At 62.1% G+C, this 19,183-nt stretch carries 23 protein-coding genes; 13 read left to right on the top strand and 10 right to left on the bottom strand.

Annotated elements, in window-relative coordinates:
* Nucleotides 1-8: 8 nt before the first annotated feature.
* Together AD663_RS02000 and AD663_RS01995 are read left to right on the top strand one after the other, a co-directional pair.
* On the top strand, nucleotides 9-1,013 hold the full coding sequence (locus AD663_RS02000; RefSeq protein WP_003177495.1) for an aspartate carbamoyltransferase catalytic subunit: 1,005 nt from the start codon (nucleotides 9-11) through the stop codon (nucleotides 1,011-1,013).
* Nucleotides 1,010-2,281: a dihydroorotase gene (locus AD663_RS01995; protein ID WP_053213176.1), complete on the top strand. Its 1,272-nt coding sequence runs from the start codon at nucleotides 1,010-1,012 to the stop codon at nucleotides 2,279-2,281. The genes AD663_RS02000 and AD663_RS01995 overlap by 4 nt, the downstream gene beginning before the upstream one ends.
* A gap of 132 nt (nucleotides 2,282-2,413) precedes the next feature.
* Here the strand turns inward: AD663_RS01995 and AD663_RS01990 are convergent, their stop codons facing one another.
* Nucleotides 2,414-2,839 (bottom strand): TM2 domain-containing protein, encoded by a 426-nt coding sequence (locus tag AD663_RS01990; RefSeq protein ID WP_053213175.1) that lies wholly within the window; start codon nucleotides 2,837-2,839, stop codon nucleotides 2,414-2,416.
* A gap of 249 nt (nucleotides 2,840-3,088) precedes the next feature.
* On the opposite strand from AD663_RS01990, the gene AD663_RS01985 reads away from it, so the two are divergent.
* On the top strand, nucleotides 3,089-3,700 hold the full coding sequence (locus AD663_RS01985; RefSeq protein ID WP_003177492.1) for a C40 family peptidase: 612 nt from the start codon (nucleotides 3,089-3,091) through the stop codon (nucleotides 3,698-3,700).
* Between the two features lie 159 nt (nucleotides 3,701-3,859).
* Here AD663_RS01985 and AD663_RS01980 read toward each other — a convergent pair whose 3' ends face one another.
* Entirely contained in the window at nucleotides 3,860-4,894 is a 1,035-nt protein-coding gene (locus AD663_RS01980) for a type IV pilus twitching motility protein PilT (protein ID WP_003177491.1), read from the bottom strand.
* 53 nt (nucleotides 4,895-4,947) lie between these two features.
* On the opposite strand from AD663_RS01980, the gene AD663_RS01975 reads away from it, so the two are divergent.
* The 9 genes from AD663_RS01975 (at nucleotide 4,948) to AD663_RS01935 (ending at nucleotide 11,578) form a co-directional block, all read left to right on the top strand.
* On the top strand, nucleotides 4,948-5,634 hold the full coding sequence (locus AD663_RS01975; protein WP_003177490.1) for a YggS family pyridoxal phosphate-dependent enzyme: 687 nt from the start codon (nucleotides 4,948-4,950) through the stop codon (nucleotides 5,632-5,634).
* A gap of 35 nt (nucleotides 5,635-5,669) precedes the next feature.
* Nucleotides 5,670-6,488 (top strand): pyrroline-5-carboxylate reductase, encoded by an 819-nt coding sequence (gene proC / locus AD663_RS01970; RefSeq protein ID WP_003177489.1) that lies wholly within the window; start codon nucleotides 5,670-5,672, stop codon nucleotides 6,486-6,488.
* 10 nt (nucleotides 6,489-6,498) lie between these two features.
* The gene (locus AD663_RS01965) at nucleotides 6,499-7,089 is read left to right on the top strand and encodes a YggT family protein (RefSeq protein ID WP_003177488.1); all 591 of its coding nucleotides are present in this window, start codon (nucleotides 6,499-6,501) and stop codon (nucleotides 7,087-7,089) included.
* A 129-nt stretch (nucleotides 7,090-7,218) separates the two neighbouring features.
* Nucleotides 7,219-8,358 (top strand): homoserine O-acetyltransferase, encoded by a 1,140-nt coding sequence (locus AD663_RS01960; protein ID WP_003177487.1) that lies wholly within the window; start codon nucleotides 7,219-7,221, stop codon nucleotides 8,356-8,358.
* 7 nt (nucleotides 8,359-8,365) lie between these two features.
* Nucleotides 8,366-8,986, top strand: a complete 621-nt coding sequence (metW, locus tag AD663_RS01955) for a methionine biosynthesis protein MetW (RefSeq protein WP_003177486.1) — start codon at nucleotides 8,366-8,368, stop codon at nucleotides 8,984-8,986.
* 25 nt (nucleotides 8,987-9,011) lie between these two features.
* A complete protein-coding gene (locus AD663_RS01950) occupies nucleotides 9,012-9,446 on the top strand; it encodes a DUF4426 domain-containing protein (protein WP_053213174.1) in 435 nt (144 codons plus the stop codon).
* Complete coding sequence (gene rdgB / locus AD663_RS01945; protein ID WP_053213173.1) at nucleotides 9,443-10,039, top strand: RdgB/HAM1 family non-canonical purine NTP pyrophosphatase; 597 nt, start codon at nucleotides 9,443-9,445, stop codon at nucleotides 10,037-10,039. Before AD663_RS01950 ends, rdgB begins: the two co-directional genes overlap by 4 nt.
* Entirely contained in the window at nucleotides 10,036-11,235 is a 1,200-nt protein-coding gene (hemW, locus tag AD663_RS01940) for a radical SAM family heme chaperone HemW (RefSeq protein WP_003177483.1), read from the top strand. The genes rdgB and hemW overlap by 4 nt, the downstream gene beginning before the upstream one ends.
* 19 nt (nucleotides 11,236-11,254) lie before the next feature.
* On the top strand, nucleotides 11,255-11,578 hold the full coding sequence (locus tag AD663_RS01935; RefSeq protein WP_003177482.1) for a DUF3392 domain-containing protein: 324 nt from the start codon (nucleotides 11,255-11,257) through the stop codon (nucleotides 11,576-11,578).
* A 129-nt stretch (nucleotides 11,579-11,707) separates the two neighbouring features.
* Here AD663_RS01935 and trmB read toward each other — a convergent pair whose 3' ends face one another.
* The 4 genes from trmB to AD663_RS01915 all read right to left on the bottom strand — a co-directional run bounded on the left by trmB (nucleotide 11,708) and on the right by AD663_RS01915 (nucleotide 13,965).
* Nucleotides 11,708-12,433 carry a tRNA (guanosine(46)-N7)-methyltransferase TrmB gene (gene trmB, locus AD663_RS01930; RefSeq protein WP_003177481.1) on the bottom strand — a complete coding sequence of 242 codons (726 nt, stop codon included), beginning with the start codon at nucleotides 12,431-12,433 and terminating at the stop codon, nucleotides 11,708-11,710.
* Nucleotides 12,434-12,442: 9 nt separating this feature from the next.
* Entirely contained in the window at nucleotides 12,443-13,237 is a 795-nt protein-coding gene (locus AD663_RS01925) for a thiazole synthase (RefSeq protein ID WP_003177480.1), read from the bottom strand.
* Between the two features lie 55 nt (nucleotides 13,238-13,292).
* Nucleotides 13,293-13,493 carry a sulfur carrier protein ThiS gene (thiS, locus tag AD663_RS01920; RefSeq protein ID WP_033045879.1) on the bottom strand — a complete coding sequence of 67 codons (201 nt, stop codon included), beginning with the start codon at nucleotides 13,491-13,493 and terminating at the stop codon, nucleotides 13,293-13,295.
* Between the two features lie 91 nt (nucleotides 13,494-13,584).
* Entirely contained in the window at nucleotides 13,585-13,965 is a 381-nt protein-coding gene (locus AD663_RS01915; protein WP_003177478.1) for a DUF423 domain-containing protein, read from the bottom strand.
* A 71-nt stretch (nucleotides 13,966-14,036) separates the two neighbouring features.
* On the opposite strand from AD663_RS01915, the gene mtgA reads away from it, so the two are divergent.
* Nucleotides 14,037-14,759 (top strand): monofunctional biosynthetic peptidoglycan transglycosylase, encoded by a 723-nt coding sequence (gene mtgA / locus AD663_RS01910; protein WP_003177477.1) that lies wholly within the window; start codon nucleotides 14,037-14,039, stop codon nucleotides 14,757-14,759.
* Between the two features lie 197 nt (nucleotides 14,760-14,956).
* Here mtgA and rpoH read toward each other — a convergent pair whose 3' ends face one another.
* The 4 genes from rpoH to ftsY form a co-directional block, all read right to left on the bottom strand.
* Nucleotides 14,957-15,811: an RNA polymerase sigma factor RpoH gene (gene rpoH / locus AD663_RS01905; protein ID WP_003177476.1), complete on the bottom strand. Its 855-nt coding sequence runs from the start codon at nucleotides 15,809-15,811 to the stop codon at nucleotides 14,957-14,959.
* A 112-nt stretch (nucleotides 15,812-15,923) separates the two neighbouring features.
* Nucleotides 15,924-16,946 carry a permease-like cell division protein FtsX gene (ftsX, locus tag AD663_RS01900; RefSeq protein ID WP_053213172.1) on the bottom strand — a complete coding sequence of 341 codons (1,023 nt, stop codon included), beginning with the start codon at nucleotides 16,944-16,946 and terminating at the stop codon, nucleotides 15,924-15,926.
* On the bottom strand, nucleotides 16,943-17,614 hold the full coding sequence (gene ftsE, locus AD663_RS01895) for a cell division ATP-binding protein FtsE (protein ID WP_003177474.1): 672 nt from the start codon (nucleotides 17,612-17,614) through the stop codon (nucleotides 16,943-16,945). Before ftsE ends, ftsX begins: the two co-directional genes overlap by 4 nt.
* The gene (gene ftsY, locus AD663_RS01890; RefSeq protein ID WP_053213171.1) at nucleotides 17,611-19,053 is read right to left on the bottom strand and encodes a signal recognition particle-docking protein FtsY; all 1,443 of its coding nucleotides are present in this window, start codon (nucleotides 19,051-19,053) and stop codon (nucleotides 17,611-17,613) included. Before ftsY ends, ftsE begins: the two co-directional genes overlap by 4 nt.
* Between the last annotated feature and the right edge of the window lie 130 nt (nucleotides 19,054-19,183).

The following is a 19,183-nucleotide window of genomic DNA, read 5'->3' as shown; positions in this document are numbered from 1 at the left end:
CCATCGCGATGACGCCTCTCGAAACCAAGCGCCCGCTGCAGCTCAACGATCAGGGCCAGCTGCGGCACTTCCTGTCCCTCGACGGCCTGCGCCGCGAGCTGCTGACGGAAATCCTCGACACCGCCGACTCGTTCCTCGAAGTCGGCGCCCGGGCGGTGAAAAAAGTCCCGTTGCTGCGCGGCAAGACCGTGTGCAACGTGTTCTTCGAAAACTCCACCCGCACCCGCACCACCTTCGAACTGGCGGCCCAGCGCCTGTCGGCGGACGTGATCACCCTCAACGTGTCCACATCCTCGGCAAGCAAGGGTGAAACCCTGCTCGACACCCTGCGCAACCTCGAAGCCATGGCCGCCGACATGTTCGTCGTGCGTCACGGTGATTCCGGCGCGGCGCACTTCATCGCCGAGCATGTGTGCCCGCAAGTGGCGATCATCAACGGTGGCGACGGCCGTCACGCCCACCCGACCCAGGGCATGCTCGACATGCTGACCATCCGTCGGCACAAGGGCAGCTTCGAAAACCTCTCGGTGGCCATCGTCGGCGACATCCTGCACTCGCGGGTAGCCCGTTCGAACATGCTGGCCCTCAAGACCCTCGGCTGCCCCGACATCCGCGTAATCGCGCCGAAAACCCTGCTGCCCATCGGCGTCGAGCAATACGGGGTGAAGGTCTACACCGACATGACCGAAGGCCTGAAAGATGTGGACGTGGTGATCATGCTGCGCCTGCAGCGCGAACGCATGACCGGCGGCCTGCTGCCCAGCGAAGGCGAGTTCTACCGCCTGTTCGGCCTGACCACCGCTCGCCTGGCCGGCGCCAAGCCGGATGCCATCGTCATGCACCCCGGGCCGATCAACCGCGGCGTGGAGATCGAGTCGGCGGTGGCCGACGGGCCGCATTCGGTGATCCTCAACCAGGTCACCTACGGCATCGCCATCCGCATGGCCGTGCTGTCCATGGCCATGAGCGGGCAAACGGCCCAGCGCCAATTCGACCAGGAGAACGCCCAGTGAAGCTCAGCATTCTCGGCGCACGCGTGATCGATCCAGCCAGTGGCCTGGATCAAGTGACCGACATTCATATCGATGCCTGCAAAATCGTCGCCCTGGGCGCCGCACCGACCGGTTTCGTGGCTGCCGAAGTCCTCGACGCCCAAGGGCTCGTGGCCGCCCCCGGCCTGGTGGACCTGAACGTTGCGCTGCGCGAACCCGGCTACAGCCGCAAAGGCAGCATCGTCAGCGAAACCCGCGCCGCCGCTGCCGGTGGCGTGACCAGCCTGTGCTGCCCGCCACAGACCAAACCGGTGCTGGATACCTCGGCCGTGGCCGAACTGATCCTCGACCGCGCCCGTGAAGCCGGCAACACCAAGGTCTTCCCGATCGGCGCCTTGAGCAAAGGCCTCGACGGCGAGCAACTGGCCGAGCTCATCGCCCTGCGTGACGCCGGGTGCGTGGCGTTCGGCAACGGCCTCAACAGCTTTCGCAACACCCGTACCCTGTGCCGCGCCCTGGAATACGCAGCGACCTTCGGCCTGACGGTGATCTTCAACTCCCAGGATCACGATCTAGCCGAAGGTGGCCTGGCCCACGAAGGCCCCACCGCCAGTTTCCTCGGTCTGCCAGGCATTCCGGAAACCGCCGAGACCGTGGCCCTGGCGCGGGATCTGCTGCTGGTAGAGCAAAGCGGCGTGCGCGCGCATTTCAGCCAACTGACCAGCGCCCGCGGTGCGGCACTGATTGCCCAGGCCCAGGCCCGTGGGTTGCCGGTGACCGCCGACGTAGCGCTGTACCAACTGATCCTGACCGACGAAGCGCTGATCGATTTCAACAGCGTCTATCACGTCCAGCCGCCACTGCGCACCCGCGCCGACCGCGACGGCCTGCGCGAAGCCGTGAAATCCGGAGTGATCTCGGCCATCTCCAGCCATCACCAACCCCACGAGCGCGATGCCAAGCTGGCACCGTTCGGGGCCACCGAGCCGGGCATCAGCAGTGTCGAACTGCTGCTGCCGCTGGCGCTGACGCTGGTGGAAGACGGTTTGCTGGACTTGCCGACCCTGCTGGCACGCCTGAGCGCCGGCCCGGCCCAGGCGCTGCAACTACCCGCTGGGAAACTGGCGGTTGGCGCAGCGGCGGACCTGGTGCTGTTCGATCCCTCAGCTTCCACCGTCGCGGGTGAAACCTGGCGCTCCAAGGGCGACAACTGCCCGTTCCTGGGCCACAGCTTGCCGGGTGTGGTGCGCTACACCTTGATGGACGGGCGGATCACTCACCAGGCTTGATACCTCGGCGACTGCTTCGCGAGCAAGCCCGCCCCCACACTGGATCTTCAGTGATCACATGTTTTGTGAACGCCTCGGATCAAATGTGGGAGCGGGCTTGCTCGCGAATGCAGGCGACTGGATCGCCCCGTCTTACCGAAAAGCCCCCCGCTTCTGCGCATTGCGAATCGAGACCTGATCGTTCAGCGTCCAGAAGTCATACAGCACCCCCAGGAAAAACACCCCGCCGGTCAGCAGGATAATCCCGCTGAGCCATTTGCCCTGGTACATGCGGTGCACGCCCAGCACGCCGAGAAACGTCAGCAGGATCCACGCCACGGTGTATTCGATCGGCCCCGGAGTGAAGCGCAGATCGGCTTCGCGGTCCATGGCCGGGATCAGGAACAGGTCGATCAGCCAGCCAATGCCCAACAGGCCGAAGGTGAAGAACCAGATCGTGCCGGTGACGGGCTTGCCGTAATAAAAACGATGGGCACCGGTGAAACCGAAAATCCAGAGCAGATACCCGATGACTTTGCTGTGGGTATCGGAGCTCGTGTCCTGTTGATAGCTGTTCATGGAGAGTCTCTTTTGCCTCGATAGATAAATTTTTTCGGACTTTTTGTGACTTTTTTGTGTCTCGCCGACAAGCGGTCCTGGACCAACCGAATCGATGAAAGCCCCGTGACACAGGGGCTGTGTCGGACAATCGGGGCAATTTGTCGCATTTATAGGGATTTGACGCTGGGTTTCGAATCGACAAACGGCCTCGGAAAGGCAAAAAAAGCTGTTATAAAGTTGCGCGCTAACCTTTAAGAGCCCTGCCTAATGCGTCCATTTTTCAAGACATGGCTAACCATTTGCCTATTATTGCCACTGGCCGCCCACGCCACCAATCGTGAGCAACGTCTTCCCAACGTCAACGGCTTTACCCCTAAATCCCACGTTTCTGCTCCTTCGAGCAAGAACAAGCAAAACACCCAGCGCTCGGGTACTGCCAACAGCGCGCTGGTTGCGCCGATGGCGACCAAAGCGAGCAGCAACGTATTGAGCCGCGCGGTGAACGTCCTCGGTACACCCTATCGTTGGGGCGGCAGCAGCCCAAGTAAAGGCTTCGATTGCAGCGGACTGGTGAAATACGCCTTCAATGATGCGACTTTCGATCTGCCGCGCACCTCCAACGCCATGGCCGCCGGCCACGGCGAGAAGGTCGAGCGCAAGGATCTCAAGCCCGGCGACCTGATCTTCTTCAAGCTCAAGAGCCGCCGGGTCAACCACGTAGCCATCTACCTGGGCAACGACCGTTTCATCCACGCCCCGCGCCGTGGCAAGTCGGTGACCATCGACACCTTGAACAAACCGTACTGGGACACCCATTACGTGGTTGCCAAGCGGGTCTTGCCGAAAGAACCGGCGGCGATGCGGGTTGTGCAGCGCTGATCCGAACCGTACACGGCCTTGTGGCGAGGGAGCTTGCTCCCGCTGGGTGGCGCAACCGCCCCAAACAGACCAATGATCTCCCTGGACCCAATCATTTTGGGTCCGCTTCGCGGCCCAGCGGGAGCAAGCTCCCTCGCCACAAGAGCTCCCTCTTTCCCGCTAAAAGTTATCCGGCGTCCGCGCCTTTTCCCGCGCATGTTCGCGGCTGATCAGGCCCTTGTTCACCAGGTCCTTCAAGCACATGTCCAGGGTCTGCATCCCCAGCGAGCCACCGGTCTGGATCGATGAATACATCTGCGCGATCTTGTCTTCGCGGATCAGATTGCGGATGGCCGAGGTGCCCAACATGATTTCATGGGCCGCGACCCGCCCGCCGCCGATCTTCTTGACCAGCGTCTGGGAAATCACCGCCTGCAACGACTCCGACAGCATCGAGCGCACCATCGACTTCTCATCGCCCGGGAACACGTCCACCACCCGGTCGATGGTCTTGGCCGCCGACGTGGTATGCAGGGTGCCAAATACCAAGTGGCCGGTTTCGGCAGCGGTCAACGCCAGGCGGATAGTCTCCAGGTCGCGCATTTCCCCCACCAGGATTACGTCGGGATCCTCCCGCAGGGCCGAGCGCAAGGCGGTGGAGAAGCTTTGCGTGTCGCGGTGCACTTCGCGCTGATTGATCAGGCATTTGCGCGGCTCGTGGACAAATTCGATCGGGTCTTCGATGGTGAGGATGTGGTGGTGTTTATGGCTGTTCAGGTGATCGATCATCGCCGCGAGGGTGGTGGACTTGCCTGAGCCGGTTGGCCCGGTCACCAGCACAAGGCCGCGAGCTGCTTCGGTCACCTTGCGAAATACCTCGCCCATCCCCAGGTCTTCCATGGTCAGGACCTTCGAGGGAATGGTCCGGAACACGGCACCCGCACCGCGATTCTGATTGAAGGCGTTGACCCGAAACCGCGCGATGCCCGGTACGTCAAAAGAAAAATCGGTTTCCAGAAACTTCTCGTAATCTACCCGTTGCCGGTCGTTCATGATGTCGAAGATCAACTCATGGACCTGCTTGTGGTCCAGCGCCGGCAGGTTGATCCGCCGCACATCGCCATCCACGCGGATCATGGGCGGCAGCCCGGCGGACAGGTGCAGGTCCGACGCTCCCTGTTTGGCGCTGAACGCCAGCAGTTCAGTGATATCCATAGCGCTCCTCAATTCCAGTAGAATGCCGCGAACCTCACCGCTGGCGCTTCTTTATGTCCACCATAGCAGACAACATCGTTCAGGTTAGATCCCGCATCCGCGCTGCGGAGCAGGCCGCCCAGCGTGCCGAACACAGTGTCCAGCTGCTGGCCGTGAGCAAGACCAAACCCGCCCAGGCCCTGCGCGAAGCCTATGCCGCCGGCTTGCGGGACTTCGGTGAGAACTACCTGCAAGAGGCGCTTGGCAAACAGGTCGAACTGACCGACCTGCCCTTGATCTGGCACTTCATCGGCCCCATTCAATCGAACAAGACGCGCGCGATCGCTGAACATTTCGACTGGGTGCACTCCGTGGATCGCTTGAAAATTGCACAGCGCCTGTCCGAGCAACGGCCGGCCGACCTGGCGCCGCTGAATATCTGCATACAGGTCAATGTCAGCGGTGAAGCCAGCAAATCCGGCTGCACCCCGGCAGACCTGCCAGCATTGGCCAACGCCATCTGCGCCCTGCCGCGCCTGAAGTTGCGTGGGTTGATGGCGATTCCCGAACCCACCGAAGACCGCGCCGCCCAGGATGCGGCCTTCGCCGCGGTTCAACGCCTGCAAGCCAGCCTCGGACTGCCACTGGACACGCTGTCGATGGGCATGAGCCATGACCTCGAGTCGGCGATTGCCCAGGGCGCCACCTGGGTACGCATCGGCACCGCCCTGTTCGGCGCCCGCGACTACGGACAATCTTGAAACATGGCCCACTCATCTCTTTATAAGGACCTGTCATGAGCAACACGCGTATTGCCTTCATCGGCGCCGGCAACATGGCCGCCAGCCTGATCGGGGGCCTGCGGGCCAAGGGCCTGGCCGCCTTGCAGATCCGCGCCAGCGATCCGGGCGAAGAGACCCGCACCCGGGTGAGCGCCGAGCACGGCATCGAAACCTTCGCCGACAACGCCCAGGCCATCGATGGCGCGGATGTCATTGTGCTGGCGGTCAAGCCACAAGCCATGAAGACCGTGTGCCAAGCCCTTCGCCCAAGCCTCAAGCCTCATCAACTGGTGGTATCGATTGCAGCGGGCATCACCTGTGCCAGCATGAACAACTGGCTCGGCGCGCAACCCATCGTGCGCTGCATGCCCAACACCCCGGCACTGCTGCGCCAGGGCGTCAGCGGCCTGTTTGCCACCGAACAGGTGACCCGCGAACAACGCCAGCAAGCCGAAACGCTGCTGTCGGCCGTGGGCCTGGCGCTCTGGCTGGAAACCGAGCAACAGCTGGATGCGGTAACCGCGGTTTCCGGCTCGGGCCCGGCGTATTTCTTCCTGCTGATCGAAGCCATGACCGCCGCCGGCGAGAAGCTCGGCCTGCCACGGGACATCGCTGCGAAGCTGACCTTGCAGACCGCTCTCGGCGCCGCGCACATGGCAGTCTCCAGCGATGTCGACGCGGCCGAGCTGCGTCGCCGCGTGACTTCGCCGGCCGGCACCACCGAAGCGGCCATCAAATCGTTCCAGGCCGGGGGCTTCGAAGCCCTGGTGGAAAAAGCACTCGGCGCCGCCGCGCACCGCTCGGCCGAGATGGCCGAACAACTGGGCCAATAAGGAGCCATTCATGATTGGATTGAACACTGCAGCGGTCTACGTGCTGCAAACCCTCGGCAGCCTGTACCTGCTGATCGTGCTGCTGCGTTTCGTGCTGCAACTGGTGCGCGCCAACTTCTACAACCCGCTGTGCCAGTTCATCGTCAAGGCCACCCAACCGCTGCTCAAGCCCCTGCGCCGGATCATCCCCAGCCTGTTCGGCCTGGACATGTCGTCGCTGGTCCTGGCGATCCTCGTGCAATTGGCGCTGATGGCCCTGACCCTGCTGCTGACCTACGGCACCACCGGCAACCCGCTGCAACTGCTGATCTGGTCGATCATTGGCGTGACTGCACTGTTCCTGAAGATTTTCTTCTTTGCCCTGATCATCAGCGTGATCCTGTCGTGGGTCGCCCAAGGCAGCCATAACCCGGGTGCCGAACTGGTGAACCAGATCTGCGAGCCGGCCCTGGCGCCGTTCCGCCGCATCGTGCCGAACCTCGGCGGCCTGGATATCTCGCCAATCCTGGCGTTCATGGTGCTCAAGCTGATCGACATGCTGGTGATCAACAACCTGGCGGCGATGACCATGATGCCGGAAATCCTGCGCCTGCTGATCTGACCCAGGCTGCCTGATCCCTGTGGTGAGGGAGCAAGCTCCCTCACCACAAAAACGACAGCGCAGCCGTTTGCTTGCCCCCCGCCACAGCGGTCTTTAGACTTACGCCTCATTTCAACGCGAGCAGGGTCGATGCCAGCTGCCTTTCCCCCCGATTCCGTTGGTCTGGTGACGCCGCAAATGGCGCATTTCAGCGAGCCCCTGGCCCTGGCCTGCGGCCGTTCGTTGCCAGCCTATGACCTGATCTACGAAACCTACGGCACCCTCAATGCCACGGCGAGCAATGCCGTGCTGATTTGCCACGCCTTGTCGGGCCATCACCACGCCGCCGGCTACCACAGCATCGACGACCGCAAGCCGGGCTGGTGGGACAGTTGCATCGGCCCGGGCAAGCCCATCGACACCAGCAGATTTTTCGTGGTCAGCCTGAACAACCTCGGCGGCTGCAACGGCTCCACCGGCCCCAGCAGCCTCAACCCGGACACCGGCAAGCCCTTTGGCGCCGATTTCCCGGTGCTGACGGTGGAAGACTGGGTCCACAGCCAGGCTCGCCTGGCCGATCGCCTCGGCATCGGGCAATGGGCGGCAGTGATCGGTGGCAGCCTGGGCGGCATGCAGGCGCTGCAATGGACCATCACCTACCCGGACCGCGTGCGTCATTGCCTAGCCATTGCCTCGGCCCCCAAGTTGTCGGCGCAGAACATTGCGTTCAACGAAGTGGCACGCCAGGCGATTCTCACCGATCCCGAATTCCACGGCGGTTCGTTCCAGGAACATGGCGTGATCCCCAAGCGCGGCTTGATGCTGGCGCGGATGGTCGGGCACATCACCTACCTGTCCGATGATTCCATGGGCGAAAAATTCGGCCGTGGTCTCAAGAGCGAAAAGCTCAACTACGACTTCCACAGCGTCGAGTTCCAGGTGGAAAGCTACCTGCGTTATCAGGGCGAGGAGTTCTCCGGGCGGTTCGACGCCAACACCTACCTGCTGATGACCAAGGCCCTGGACTACTTCGACCCGGCGGCGAACTTCGACGATAACCTGGCGAAAACCTTCGCCAATGCCACGGCCAAGTTCTGCGTGATGTCGTTTACCACCGATTGGCGCTTCTCCCCGGCCCGCTCGCGGGAACTGGTGGATGCGCTGATGGCTGCGCGCAAGGATGTCTGCTACCTGGAAATCGACGCGCCCCAGGGCCACGACGCCTTTTTGATCCCGATCCCGCGCTACCTGCAGGCGTTCGGCAACTACATGAACCGTATAACGCTGTGAGGACGCCATGAGAGCCGATCTGGACATCATCCAGGAATGGATCCCCGCCGGCAGCCGCGTGCTCGACCTGGGTTGCGGCAACGGCGAACTGCTGACCTGGCTGCGCGATAACAAGCAGGTCAGCGGCTATGGCCTGGAAAACGACCCGCAGAACATTGCCGAGTGCGTCGCCAAGGGCATCAACGTCATCGAGCAGGACCTGGACAAGGGCCTGGGCAACTTCGCCAGCAACAGCTTCGACATCGTGGTCATGACCCAGGCCCTGCAAGCGGTGCATTATCCGGACAAGATCCTCGACGAAATGCTGCGGGTCGGGCGCCAGTGCATCATCACCTTTCCCAACTTCGGGCATTGGCGCTGCCGCTGGTACCTGGCGAGCAAGGGCCGCATGCCGGTATCGGAATTCCTGCCCTATACCTGGTACAACACGCCAAACATCCACTTCTGTACGTTTGAGGACTTCGAGGCGCTGTGCCGCGAGCGGGAAGCCAAGGTCATCGACCGCCTGGCGGTGGACCAGCAGCATCGCCACGGGTGGGCCAGCAAGCTTTGGCCTAACCTGTTAGGTGAGATAGGCATCTATCGGGTCAGCAGCCCAGGCCTCAGCGATTACCAGGTCGCGGTGTGAACCCCGGCCTCATCAGGAGCACGACATGAAACGTCTAGCGTTGTTTCTCATCACCGCTTGCCTGGGCGCCGGCGTCATGGCCGCCGATGCCATCAAGGGCGAGCGCAAGGAAGTGTTCGGCGACGTCACCGTGCACTACAACACCTTCAATTCCACTTACCTGACGCCGGATATCGCCAAGGCCGCCGAGCTGATCCGCAGCAAGAACCAGGGCGTTATCAACGTTTCGGTGATCAAGTCCGGCAAGCCATTGGTCGCTGACGTCAGCGGCACGGTGAAAGACCTCACCAGCCAGAGCGTGCCATTGAAATTCAAGCAGGTGGTCGAGCAAGACGCGATCTACTACATCGCCCAATACCCGGTGAACCAGCAGGAAACCCGCACCTTCGAGATCAAGGTGCAGACCGGCGACAAGATCAACACCCTCAACTTCAACCAGGAACTGTTCCCCGGCGAATGATGAACTTCACCCAACTCGTACTCGCCAGCCACAACGCCGGCAAACTCAAGGAACTCCAGGCCATGCTCGGTGGCTCGGTGCAGTTGCGCTCGATTGGCGAATTCAGCCAGGTCGAACCTGAAGAGACCGGCCTGTCATTCGTCGAGAATGCCATCCTCAAGGCGCGCAACGCTGCGCGCATCTCGGGCCTGCCGGCGTTGGCCGACGACTCCGGGCTGGCGGTGGACTTCCTGGGTGGCGCGCCGGGCATTTATTCGGCCCGCTACGCCGACGGCAAAGGTGACGCGGCGAACAATGCCAAGCTGCTCGAAGCCCTCAAGGACGTGCCTGAAGCCGAACGCGGCGCGCAGTTCGTGTGCGTCCTGGCCCTGGTGCGGCATGCCGATGATCCGCTGCCGATCCTCTGCGAAGGTTTGTGGCACGGGCGCATCCTCACCGAGGCCAGTGGCGAGCACGGTTTCGGCTACGACCCGCTGTTCTGGGTGCCGGAACGCAATTGCTCCAGCGCCGAGCTCGGCCCGGTGGAAAAAAACCAGCTGAGCCACCGCGCCCGGGCCATGGTCCTGCTGCGTCAGCGCCTGGGTCTGCAATGACCGATGACGCTCCAGCCCCGCTGATTCACGGCGGAGCACAAACGCCTCGGGCGCCGCTGCCGGTGCTGCCGCCCCTGGCGCTGTACGTCCACATCCCCTGGTGCGTGCGCAAATGCCCGTATTGCGACTTCAATTCCCACACCGCCAGCGCGCAACTGCCGGAAGAGGAGTACGTCGACGCCTTGCTGGCCGACCTTGACCAGGACCTGCACGGGGTGCATGGACGCGCGTTGAGCTCGATCTTCTTCGGCGGCGGCACCCCCAGCCTGTTCAGCGCCCAGGCCCTGGGCCGGTTGCTCAAAGGTGTCGAGGCACGAATCGCCTTCGCCCCGGATATCGAAATCACCCTGGAAGCCAACCCCGGCACCTTCGAGCAGGAAAAATTCGTGGCCTACCGGGCGCTGGGGATCAACCGCCTGTCCATCGGCATCCAGAGTTTCCAGCAGGCCAAGCTCGAGGCCCTGGGCCGGATCCATAACGGTGACGAGGCGATACGCGCCGCCGGCATGGCCCGTCAGGCCGGCTTCGATAACTTCAACCTGGACTTGATGCATGGCCTGCCCGATCAGTCCCTCGACGATGCCCTGGGCGATCTGCGCCAGGCCATCGCCTTGAAGCCAACGCACCTGTCCTGGTACCAGCTGACGCTGGAGCCGAATACGGTGTTCTGGAACCAACCGCCGACCCTGCCCGAAGACGACACGCTCTGGGACATCCAGGAAGCCGGTCAAGCGCTGCTGGCCGAGCACGGCTACGCCCAGTACGAAGTCTCGGCGTATGCCCAGCCCGGCAGGCCGGCGCGGCATAACCTCAATTACTGGAGCTTCGGCGACTTCATCGGCATCGGTGCCGGCGCCCATGGCAAGCTCAGTCATCCGGACGGACGCATCGTTCGCACCTGGAAGACCCGCCTGCCCAAGGATTACCTCAACCCGGCCAAACGTTTCCTGGCCGGCGAGAAAGCCCTGGCCAACGAAGAGCTGCCATTCGAGTTCTTGATGAACGCCCTGCGCCTGACCGAAGGCGTGGAAGCGCGGCTCTACCCCGAGCGCACCGGGCTGCCCCTGGAAAGCCTGGCCGAAGGCCGGCGCGAGGCCGAACAAAGCGGTTTGTTGCAGGTCGAACCGACACGTCTGGCAGCCACCGAGCGCGGACAATTGTTTCTCAACGACTTGCTGCAAACATTCTTGAGCTGATCAACACAAAGGAAATCGAATGGATCTGGTACTCGACCTGCTCGCCACCGTGTCCCGCTGGAGCCGCAGCAACCTGTCGGAAATCTCCCTGGCGCTGGTGGGCTGCCTGCTGGTGCTGTTTGGCGCGGACATCAAGGGCTGGGTCGAACAACGCCTGGGCAGCATCGCCGGCGCCCTGCGCGTCCCGCTGATCGCCCTGCTGTGCATGATCGGCAGCGGCGCGGCACTGATCTACGCCACGCCATGGGTCGTCAGGGGGTTGAGCCAGTTCAACAACTACAGCCTGGCACCGGTGCTGTTGGTGGTGCTGGTGTTGATTGGCGTGGTGGCGGATCGACGCTGATTTAGCGCCCCCCCTAAATAACTGTGGGAGCGGGCTTGCTCGCGAATGCGGTGTGTCAGACGACAATAATTTGCCTGATACACCGCATTCGCGAGCAAGCCCGCTCCCACATTGGGTATTGCGTGATGCTTACGCCAGCTTCTCGAACTTCAAATCCCAAACCCCATGCCCGAGCCGTTCGCCACGGCGCTCGAACTTGGTGATCGGTCGTTCGGCCGGGCGCGGGACGCATTTGCCGTCTTCGGCCAGGTTGCGATAACCCGGTGCGACGTTCATCACTTCCAGCATGTATTCGGCGTAGGGCTCCCAATCGGTGGCCATGTGCAGCACGCCACCGACCTTCAACTTGCTACGCACCAGCTCAGCGAATGAAGCCTGGACGATACGGCGCTTGTGATGGCGGCTTTTGTGCCACGGATCGGGGAAGAACAGCATCAGCCGGTCGAGACTGTTATCGGCCACGCAGCGGTTGAGCACTTCGATGGCGTCGCAATCGTAGACCCGCAGGTTGGTCAATCCTTGGGTCAGCACGCCGTTGAGCAGCGCACCGACGCCAGGGCGATGCACTTCCACGCCAATGAAATCCTGTTCCGGCGAAGCGGCGGCCATTTCCAGCAGCGAGTGGCCCATGCCGAAGCCGATTTCCAGCGAGCGCGGGGCCGAACGGCCGAACACCTGGTCGAAATCCACCGGTTCATCGGCCAGGGGCAGCACGAACAGCGGCGCGCCCTGTTCCAGACCGCGTTGTTGGCCTTCGGTCATGCGCCCGGCGCGCATCACGAAACTCTTGATGCGGCGGTGTTGGCGCTCTTCGCCTTCTTCCGGCAGGACAGGCGTGTCGTTCGATTCAGTCATCAATGGCTCTTACTTGATCAGACCATCCAGCGGCGAGGAGGCGCTGGCGTAGAGTTTTTTCGGCATGCGGCCGGCCAGATAGGCCAGGCGACCCGCCACAATGGCGTGCTTCATGGCTTCAGCCATCAGGATCGGCTGTTGGGCGTGGGCGATGGCGGAGTTCATCAGCACCGCTTCGCAACCCAGTTCCATGGCGATGGTGGCGTCGGAGGCAGTGCCGACACCGGCATCCACTAACACCGGGATCTTGGCTTCTTCGAGGATGATCTGCAGGTTGTACGGGTTGCAGATCCCCAGGCCCGTGCCGATCAGGCCGGCCAGCGGCATGACCGCAATGCAGCCGATTTCCGCCAGTTGACGGGCAATGATCGGGTCATCGCTGGTGTAGACCATCACGTCGAAACCTTCCTTGACCAATGTTTCTGCGGCCTTGAGGGTTTCGATCACGTTGGGGAACAGGGTCTTCTGGTCCGCCAGCACTTCCAGCTTCACCAGGTTGTGGCCGTCAAGCAGCTCACGGGCCAGTCGGCAAGTGCGCACGGCCTCGATGGCGTCGAAGCAACCGGCGGTGTTCGGCAGGATGGTGTAGCGGTCCGGCGGGAGGATATCCAGCAGGTTCGGTTCGCCCGGGTTCTGGCCAATGTTGGTGCGGCGCACGGCGACGGTCACGATTTCGGCGCCCGAGGCTTCGATGGCCAAGCGGGTTTCTTCCATGTCGCGGTATTTGCCGGTGCCTACCAGCAAGCGCGACTGGTAGGTACGACCGGCCAGGACGAAGGGCTTGTCGCTACGAACGATGCTCATGGGAAATCCTCTGTAGGGGTGAGGTTCTTGCGAAATACTGCGAAGCCGAGGGGGTTCAGCCGCCGCCAATGGCGTGCACGACTTCAACCTGGTCACCCTCGTTGAGAGTCGTGTCGGCATGCTGGCTACGCGGGACGATATCCAGATTGAGCTCCACCGCGACGCGGCGTCCGGTGAGTTCCAGACGGGTCAGCAGGGCCGCGACGGTTTCGCCATCGGGCAGTTCAAGGGGTTCGCCGTTCAACTGAATGCGCATGCCGGATGCCGCCATCATTTTTAGGGGCTGGCATTCTAGCCCGATCAGTCAGGGTGACCCAAGTCCCTTGGTCAGCTATAAGCGGCGAGCTTCAAGCGGCAAGCTGCAAGCGCCACGCCGCGAGGCCCAGGCAGAGCCAGCCAATCAGGAACGCCAGTCCGCCAAACGGTGTGATGATGCCCAGCTTGGTGATGCCGGTCATCGTCAACAGATACAGACTGCCTGAGAACAGCAGGATGCCAATCACGAATGAAATCCCGGCCCAGGTGACGATGCGACCGGGAATGTGCGTGGCCAGCAACGCCACGCCCAACAACGCCAGGGTGTGCACCAGTTGGTAGGTGACGCCGGTGTGGAAAATCGCCAGGTAATCGGCGCTCAGGCGGTTTTTCAGGCCGTGGGCGGCAAACGCCCCCAGTGCTACGCCCGTGAAGCCGAAAAAAGCAGCCAGCATCAGAAAGCTACGCAGCATGAGAACTCCTCAGACTCGGTGGACAGGGTCTGTATAATGGCCCGCTCGACGGGTTCGGCCAAGCCATCTCTATGCTGCGTACATTGTTTCGACGATTCCTTAAAGCCCTGCTCTGGTTCGCCGTCGGCAGCGTTGTGCTGGTGCTGCTGTTTCGTGTGGTGCCGCCGCCGTTCACCGCGTTGATGATCGAGCGCAAGGTTGAATCCTGGTTTGGCGGTGAACCGATCGACCTGCAGCGCACCTGGCAGCCTTGGGAGCGGATTTCCGACAACCTCAAAATTGCGGTGATTGCTGGTGAAGACCAGAAATTCCCCGAGCATTGGGGCTTCGACATCAGCGCCATCCAGGCCGCGTTCGCTCACAACGGGCGTGGCGGTTCGATTCGCGGCGCCAGTACCCTCAGCCAGCAAGTGTCCAAGAATCTGTTTTTGTGGTCGGGCCGCAGTTGGCTGCGCAAAGGGCTGGAAGCCTGGTTCACGGCGCTGATCGAGGTGTTCTGGCCCAAGCAACGGATCCTCGAGGTGTATCTCAACAGCGTCGAGTGGGATGACGGTGTGTTCGGGGCAGAAGCGGCGGCACGGCATCACTTCCGCACCAGCGCTGACGCCTTGTCCCGGCAACAGGCCAGCCTGCTGGCGGCGGTGTTGCCCAACCCGCGGGTGTGGAGCGCCAGCCGACCGAGCCCCTATGTATTGCGGCGGGCGAGCTGGATCCGCCAGCAGATGAGCCAGTTGGGCGGCGATAGTTATTTGCTGGGGCTCAATGATTCGCGACGGGCACCGTGGGCCCAATAGCCCAAACACTGAAGACCCCCTGTGGGAGCGGGCTTGCTCGCGAATGCGGTGTGTCAGTCCACATCGATGTATCTGGTGTACCGAATTCGCGAGCAAGCCCGCTCCCACAGGTGGAGTCTCGGGTCCGACATTGAGCACAAACAAAAACGCCCCGACCATCACCGGTCGGGGCGTTTTTGTATTAGCGTTGCCGCCGGTCAGGCCGCAATCGACACCTTGAGCTTGTTCATCGCGCTTTTCTCAAGCTGGCGAATCCGCTCGGCCGACACGTTGTACTTCTGCGCCAGGTCGTGCAGCGTGGCTTTTTCCTCAGCCAACCAGCGCTGGTAGAGAATGTCGCGGCTGCGCTCGTCCAGCACTTCCAGGGCTTCGTGCAGGTTGGTGTTGGAGTTGTCGCTCCAGTCGGCGTCTTCCAGCTGACGCGCCGGGTCGTACCGGTGGTCTTCCAGGTAGTTGGCCGGCGATTGGAACGCGCTGTCGTCGTCCGCTTCGGCAGCCGGGTCGAACGCCATGTCATGGCCGGTCAGGCGACTTTCCATCTCGCGCACTTCCCGAGGCTCTACGCCCAGGCTTTCGGCCACGCGATGGACTTCCTCGTTGTTCAACCAGGCCAGGCGCTTCTTCTGGCTGCGCAGGTTGAAGAACAGCTTGCGCTGGGCCTTGGTGGTCGCGACTTTCACGATGCGCCAGTTGCGCAGGATGAACTCGTGGATTTCCGCCTTGATCCAGTGCACCGCAAACGACACCAGGCGCACACCCATTTCCGGGTTGAAACGCTTGACCGCCTTCATCAGGCCGACGTTGCCTTCCTGGATCAGGTCGGCCTGGGCCAGCCCGTAGCCGGAATAGCTGCGGGCGATATGTACGACAAAACGCAGGTGGGCGAGCACCATCTGCCGAGCCGCCTCAAGATCCTGCTCATAATAGAGACTCTCGGCCAGTTCACGCTCCTGCTCAGGTGTCAGCAATGGAATGCTGTTCACCGTGTGCACATAGGCCTCCAGGTTCGCACCCGGGACCAGAGCATAAGCAGGTTGCAAAGAAGTGGTCATACGAAAAAACCTCCGACTCACATAACTCGTGCAGTTCAGCACTGCGAAAATTGACCGGGAACCGTAGGACAAGTTCCCACAAAAACTGAAAGGTCAATACGCGCAAAAAAACCTATTTTGGCGCCAGCTCACGCAAGTGGCGTGCGACCGCAATCCATGCACCGATATAACCCAACAGCACCGCGCCAAGCAAGAGCGACAGACCGTCGGCGACTGGCACGCCGGCCAACGCGAAATCGCTGCCGTACAAACCGGCCAGTCCCACTACCGCATCGTTCAGCCAATCCAGGCCGAACGCCAATACGCCCCAGGACAGAATCCCGGCGCCGAAGCCGTACAAAGCCCCCATATAAAGGAAAGGCCTGCGTACATAGCTGTCCGTACCGCCAACGAGTTTAATCACTTCTATCTCGGTGCGGCGGTTTTCAATATGAAGACGAATGGTATTGCCTATCACCAAAAGTAATGCAGAAACCAACAGCACCGTCAGACCGAAGACAAACCGGTCGCCGAGCTTGAGGATCGCCGCAAGACGCTCGACCCAGACTAAATCAAGCTGCGCCTGTTGTACCTTGGGCAGTTCGGAAAGTCTTTGTCTCAATGCTTCCAGGGCCGGCTTGTCGACCTCGTTGGGCGTTACCAGTACGACGCCTGGCAGCGGGTTCTCCGGCAGTTCCTTCAGGGCTTCGCCCAGGCCGGACTGCTGTTGGAACTCTTCCAGTGCCTGCTCGCGGCTGATGTATTCGGCATCGGCCACGCCTGGCATGGCTTTTATCTGCTCGCGCAACGCCTCGCCTTCGCCTGGCGTCGCGTCCAGTTGCAGGTACAGGGATATCTGCGCCGCGCGCTGCCAGGAACCGCCCAGACGCTCCACGTTGTTAAGCAATAATGACAGGCCCATGGGCAGGCTCAGGGCAACCGCCATCACCATGCAGGTAAAGAAGCTGCCGATGGGCTGCTTGCCCAGGCGTCGCAGGCTGTCCAGCAGGCTGGCGCGATGGCTTTCGATCCAGGCACGCAGCAGCGTAGGAAAGTCCGGACCGTCATCATCGTCACGCTTTTTCTTTTGCGGCTGTGGGTCGGTGGCCTTCGGGGCCACGCGTTCGGCCACTTTTGGACTGCGAGTCGCACTCATACGCCAGCCTCCCCGTCACCGATCAATCGACCGCGCTGCAACGTGAGCATGCGGTGACGCATGCGGGCGATCAGGGCCAAGTCGTGACTGGCGATCAGCACGCTGGTGCCCAGACGGTTGATGTCTTCGAATACGCCCATGATTTCCGCCGCCAGGCGTGGATCGAGGTTACCGGTGGGTTCGTCCGCCAGCAGCAAGGCTGGACGGTGGACGATGGCCCGCGCAATGCCGACGCGCTGTTGCTGACCGGTGGACAGGTCGCCCGGGTACAGATCGGTCTTGTCCGACAGGGCCACCCGCTCCAGGGCCGAATCCACGCGCTTGATGATCTCGGCCTTGGACAGGCCAAGGATCTGCAATGGCAATGCTACGTTATTGAACACGGTGCGATCGAACAGCAGCTGATGATTCTGGAACACCACGCCGATCTGCCGACGCAGGTAAGGAATCTGCGCATTGCTGATGGTACTCAGGTCCTGCCCGGCCAGCAGCAGTTTGCCCGTGGAGGGCCGCTCCATCGCCAGCAACAGACGCAACAAGGTACTTTTACCGGCCCCGGAATGGCCGGTGACAAACAGAAACTCGCCCCGACGGACCCGAAAGCTCAGCTCATGCAAGCCGACGTGACCGTTCGGATAGCGTTTACCGACCTGTTCGAAACGAATCATGAATGCTCCCGCTCGGCAAACAGCGCCTGGACAAAGGGCTCGGCTTCAAAGGTGCGCAAGTCGTCGATGCTTTCACCCACGCCGATATAACGAATGGGCAGGCCGAATTGCTTGGCCAGGGCGAAAATCACTCCGCCCTTGGCGGTGCCGTCGAGCTTGGTCAGGGCCAGGCCAGTCAGTTCGACGGTCTGGTTGAATTGCTTGGCCTGGTTGATGGCGTTCTGGCCGGTACCGGCGTCCAGCACCAACAGCACCTCGTGGGGTGCCTCGGCATCGAGCTTGCCGATGACCCGGCGAACCTTCTTCAACTCTTCCATCAGGTTGTCTTTGGTGTGCAGGCGACCGGCCGTGTCGGCGATCAGCACGTCAATGCCCCGGGCCTTGGCGGCCTGCACGGCGTCGAAGATCACCGAAGCGGAGTCGGCGCCGGTGTGCTGGGCGATGACCGGGATCTTGTTGCGCTCGCCCCACACCTGCAGTTGCTCGACGGCGGCGGCGCGGAAGGTGTCGCCGGCGGCGAGCATGACTTTCTTGCCTTCCAACTGCAGCTTCTTCGCCAGCTTGCCGATGGTGGTGGTCTTGCCGGCACCATTGACGCCTACCACCAGAATGACGAACGGCTTGTTCTGCGAGGCGATCACCAGCGGTTTTTCCACTGGCTTGAGCATATTGGTCAGCTCGCCCTGCAAGGATTTGTACAACGCGTCGGCGTCGGTCAACTGCTTGCGCGCGACCTTCTGGGTCAGGCTCTGGATGATCACCGAAGTGGCCTCGACGCCGACATCGGCGGTCAGCAGGCGGGTTTCGATGTCTTCGAGCAATTCGTCGTCGATGACTTTCTTGCCCAGGAACAGGCTCGCCATGCCTTCGCCGATACTGGCGCTGGTCTTGGACAGGCCTTGCTTGAGGCGGGCGAAGAAGCCGACCTTGCTTTCCTCGGCAACAGCTAGGGGTTCGATGGGAGCGGTCGTGTCCGGCACAGCCGGTTGCGCCTCGGGCGCTGCTTGCGCAACCACGGGCACAATGGCAGCGACCGGCGGCTCAACGACAGGTTCGACGACTGGCGCCTCGACAGCATGCGTCGGGGCAGGAATCGGCGGGGTGATGTGCGGGGCCTGTTCATCCTCGACAAACGCCACCGGCTCTTCCGCCACTGGCAGGGTCAACCAGGGGGCCTGCTCGACGGGCGGGGGCAGCGGCTGTTCGGCCACGGGTTCTGGCGCAGGTTCGGGCTCAGGCTCGACCGGTTGCAGCACCGGCTCGGCGATCGGCAGGACGATCGGCTCCGCTTGCTCGGCCACCGCCTCGACGGCAGGCTCTGGCAGCGGTTGCGGCTGTTCGACGGCGGATTCCTGCGGTTTCTTGCGCAGCCATCCGAACAGGCCTTTTTTCTCGCCAGCCGCAGCTGGGGTCTTCTTGTCGTCGTTGGAACCAAACATGGAGGACGGCTATCTCACGGTAGCGACGCGCCACGAGGGCGCCTCGGTGATAAATATTCGATGCTGAACAGACTGCGTTTCATCCAGCTCGTTCACGCGCAACAGATTGTCGAAATGTCCCAAGGACACC

It is taken from the genome of Pseudomonas sp. Q12-87, from assembly GCF_001269755.1.
Lineage (GTDB): Bacteria > Pseudomonadota > Gammaproteobacteria > Pseudomonadales > Pseudomonadaceae > Aquipseudomonas > Aquipseudomonas fluorescens_S.
Note: the sequence above shows the minus strand (reverse complement) of the source record. Positions and strands in the feature narration are given on the sequence as shown.

Coding starts and splice junctions, on each gene's coding strand:
- thiS (WP_033045879.1), bottom strand. CDS start 13,493: ATGCGCATTCAGTTGAACGGCGAACCCCTTGAACTGCCCGATGGCGAA.
- ftsY (WP_053213171.1), bottom strand. CDS start 19,053: ATGTTTGGTTCCAACGACGACAAGAAGACCCCAGCTGCGGCTGGCGAG.
- AD663_RS01965 (WP_003177488.1), top strand. CDS start 6,499: ATGATTGGATTGAACACTGCAGCGGTCTACGTGCTGCAAACCCTCGGC.
- AD663_RS01950 (WP_053213174.1), top strand. CDS start 9,012: ATGAAACGTCTAGCGTTGTTTCTCATCACCGCTTGCCTGGGCGCCGGC.
- AD663_RS01960 (WP_003177487.1), top strand. CDS start 7,219: ATGCCAGCTGCCTTTCCCCCCGATTCCGTTGGTCTGGTGACGCCGCAA.
- AD663_RS01915 (WP_003177478.1), bottom strand. CDS start 13,965: ATGCTGCGTAGCTTTCTGATGCTGGCTGCTTTTTTCGGCTTCACGGGC.
- hemW (WP_003177483.1), top strand. CDS start 10,036: ATGACCGATGACGCTCCAGCCCCGCTGATTCACGGCGGAGCACAAACG.
- AD663_RS01985 (WP_003177492.1), top strand. CDS start 3,089: ATGCGTCCATTTTTCAAGACATGGCTAACCATTTGCCTATTATTGCCA.
- ftsE (WP_003177474.1), bottom strand. CDS start 17,614: ATGATTCGTTTCGAACAGGTCGGTAAACGCTATCCGAACGGTCACGTC.
- AD663_RS01975 (WP_003177490.1), top strand. CDS start 4,948: ATGTCCACCATAGCAGACAACATCGTTCAGGTTAGATCCCGCATCCGC.
- AD663_RS01980 (WP_003177491.1), bottom strand. CDS start 4,894: ATGGATATCACTGAACTGCTGGCGTTCAGCGCCAAACAGGGAGCGTCG.
- proC (WP_003177489.1), top strand. CDS start 5,670: ATGAGCAACACGCGTATTGCCTTCATCGGCGCCGGCAACATGGCCGCC.
- rpoH (WP_003177476.1), bottom strand. CDS start 15,811: ATGACCACTTCTTTGCAACCTGCTTATGCTCTGGTCCCGGGTGCGAAC.
- AD663_RS01990 (WP_053213175.1), bottom strand. CDS start 2,839: ATGAACAGCTATCAACAGGACACGAGCTCCGATACCCACAGCAAAGTC.
- ftsX (WP_053213172.1), bottom strand. CDS start 16,946: ATGAGTGCGACTCGCAGTCCAAAAGTGGCCGAACGCGTGGCCCCGAAG.
- AD663_RS02000 (WP_003177495.1), top strand. CDS start 9: ATGACGCCTCTCGAAACCAAGCGCCCGCTGCAGCTCAACGATCAGGGC.
- AD663_RS01925 (WP_003177480.1), bottom strand. CDS start 13,237: ATGAGCATCGTTCGTAGCGACAAGCCCTTCGTCCTGGCCGGTCGTACC.
- AD663_RS01935 (WP_003177482.1), top strand. CDS start 11,255: ATGGATCTGGTACTCGACCTGCTCGCCACCGTGTCCCGCTGGAGCCGC.
- rdgB (WP_053213173.1), top strand. CDS start 9,443: ATGATGAACTTCACCCAACTCGTACTCGCCAGCCACAACGCCGGCAAA.
- trmB (WP_003177481.1), bottom strand. CDS start 12,433: ATGACTGAATCGAACGACACGCCTGTCCTGCCGGAAGAAGGCGAAGAG.
- mtgA (WP_003177477.1), top strand. CDS start 14,037: ATGCTGCGTACATTGTTTCGACGATTCCTTAAAGCCCTGCTCTGGTTC.
- metW (WP_003177486.1), top strand. CDS start 8,366: ATGAGAGCCGATCTGGACATCATCCAGGAATGGATCCCCGCCGGCAGC.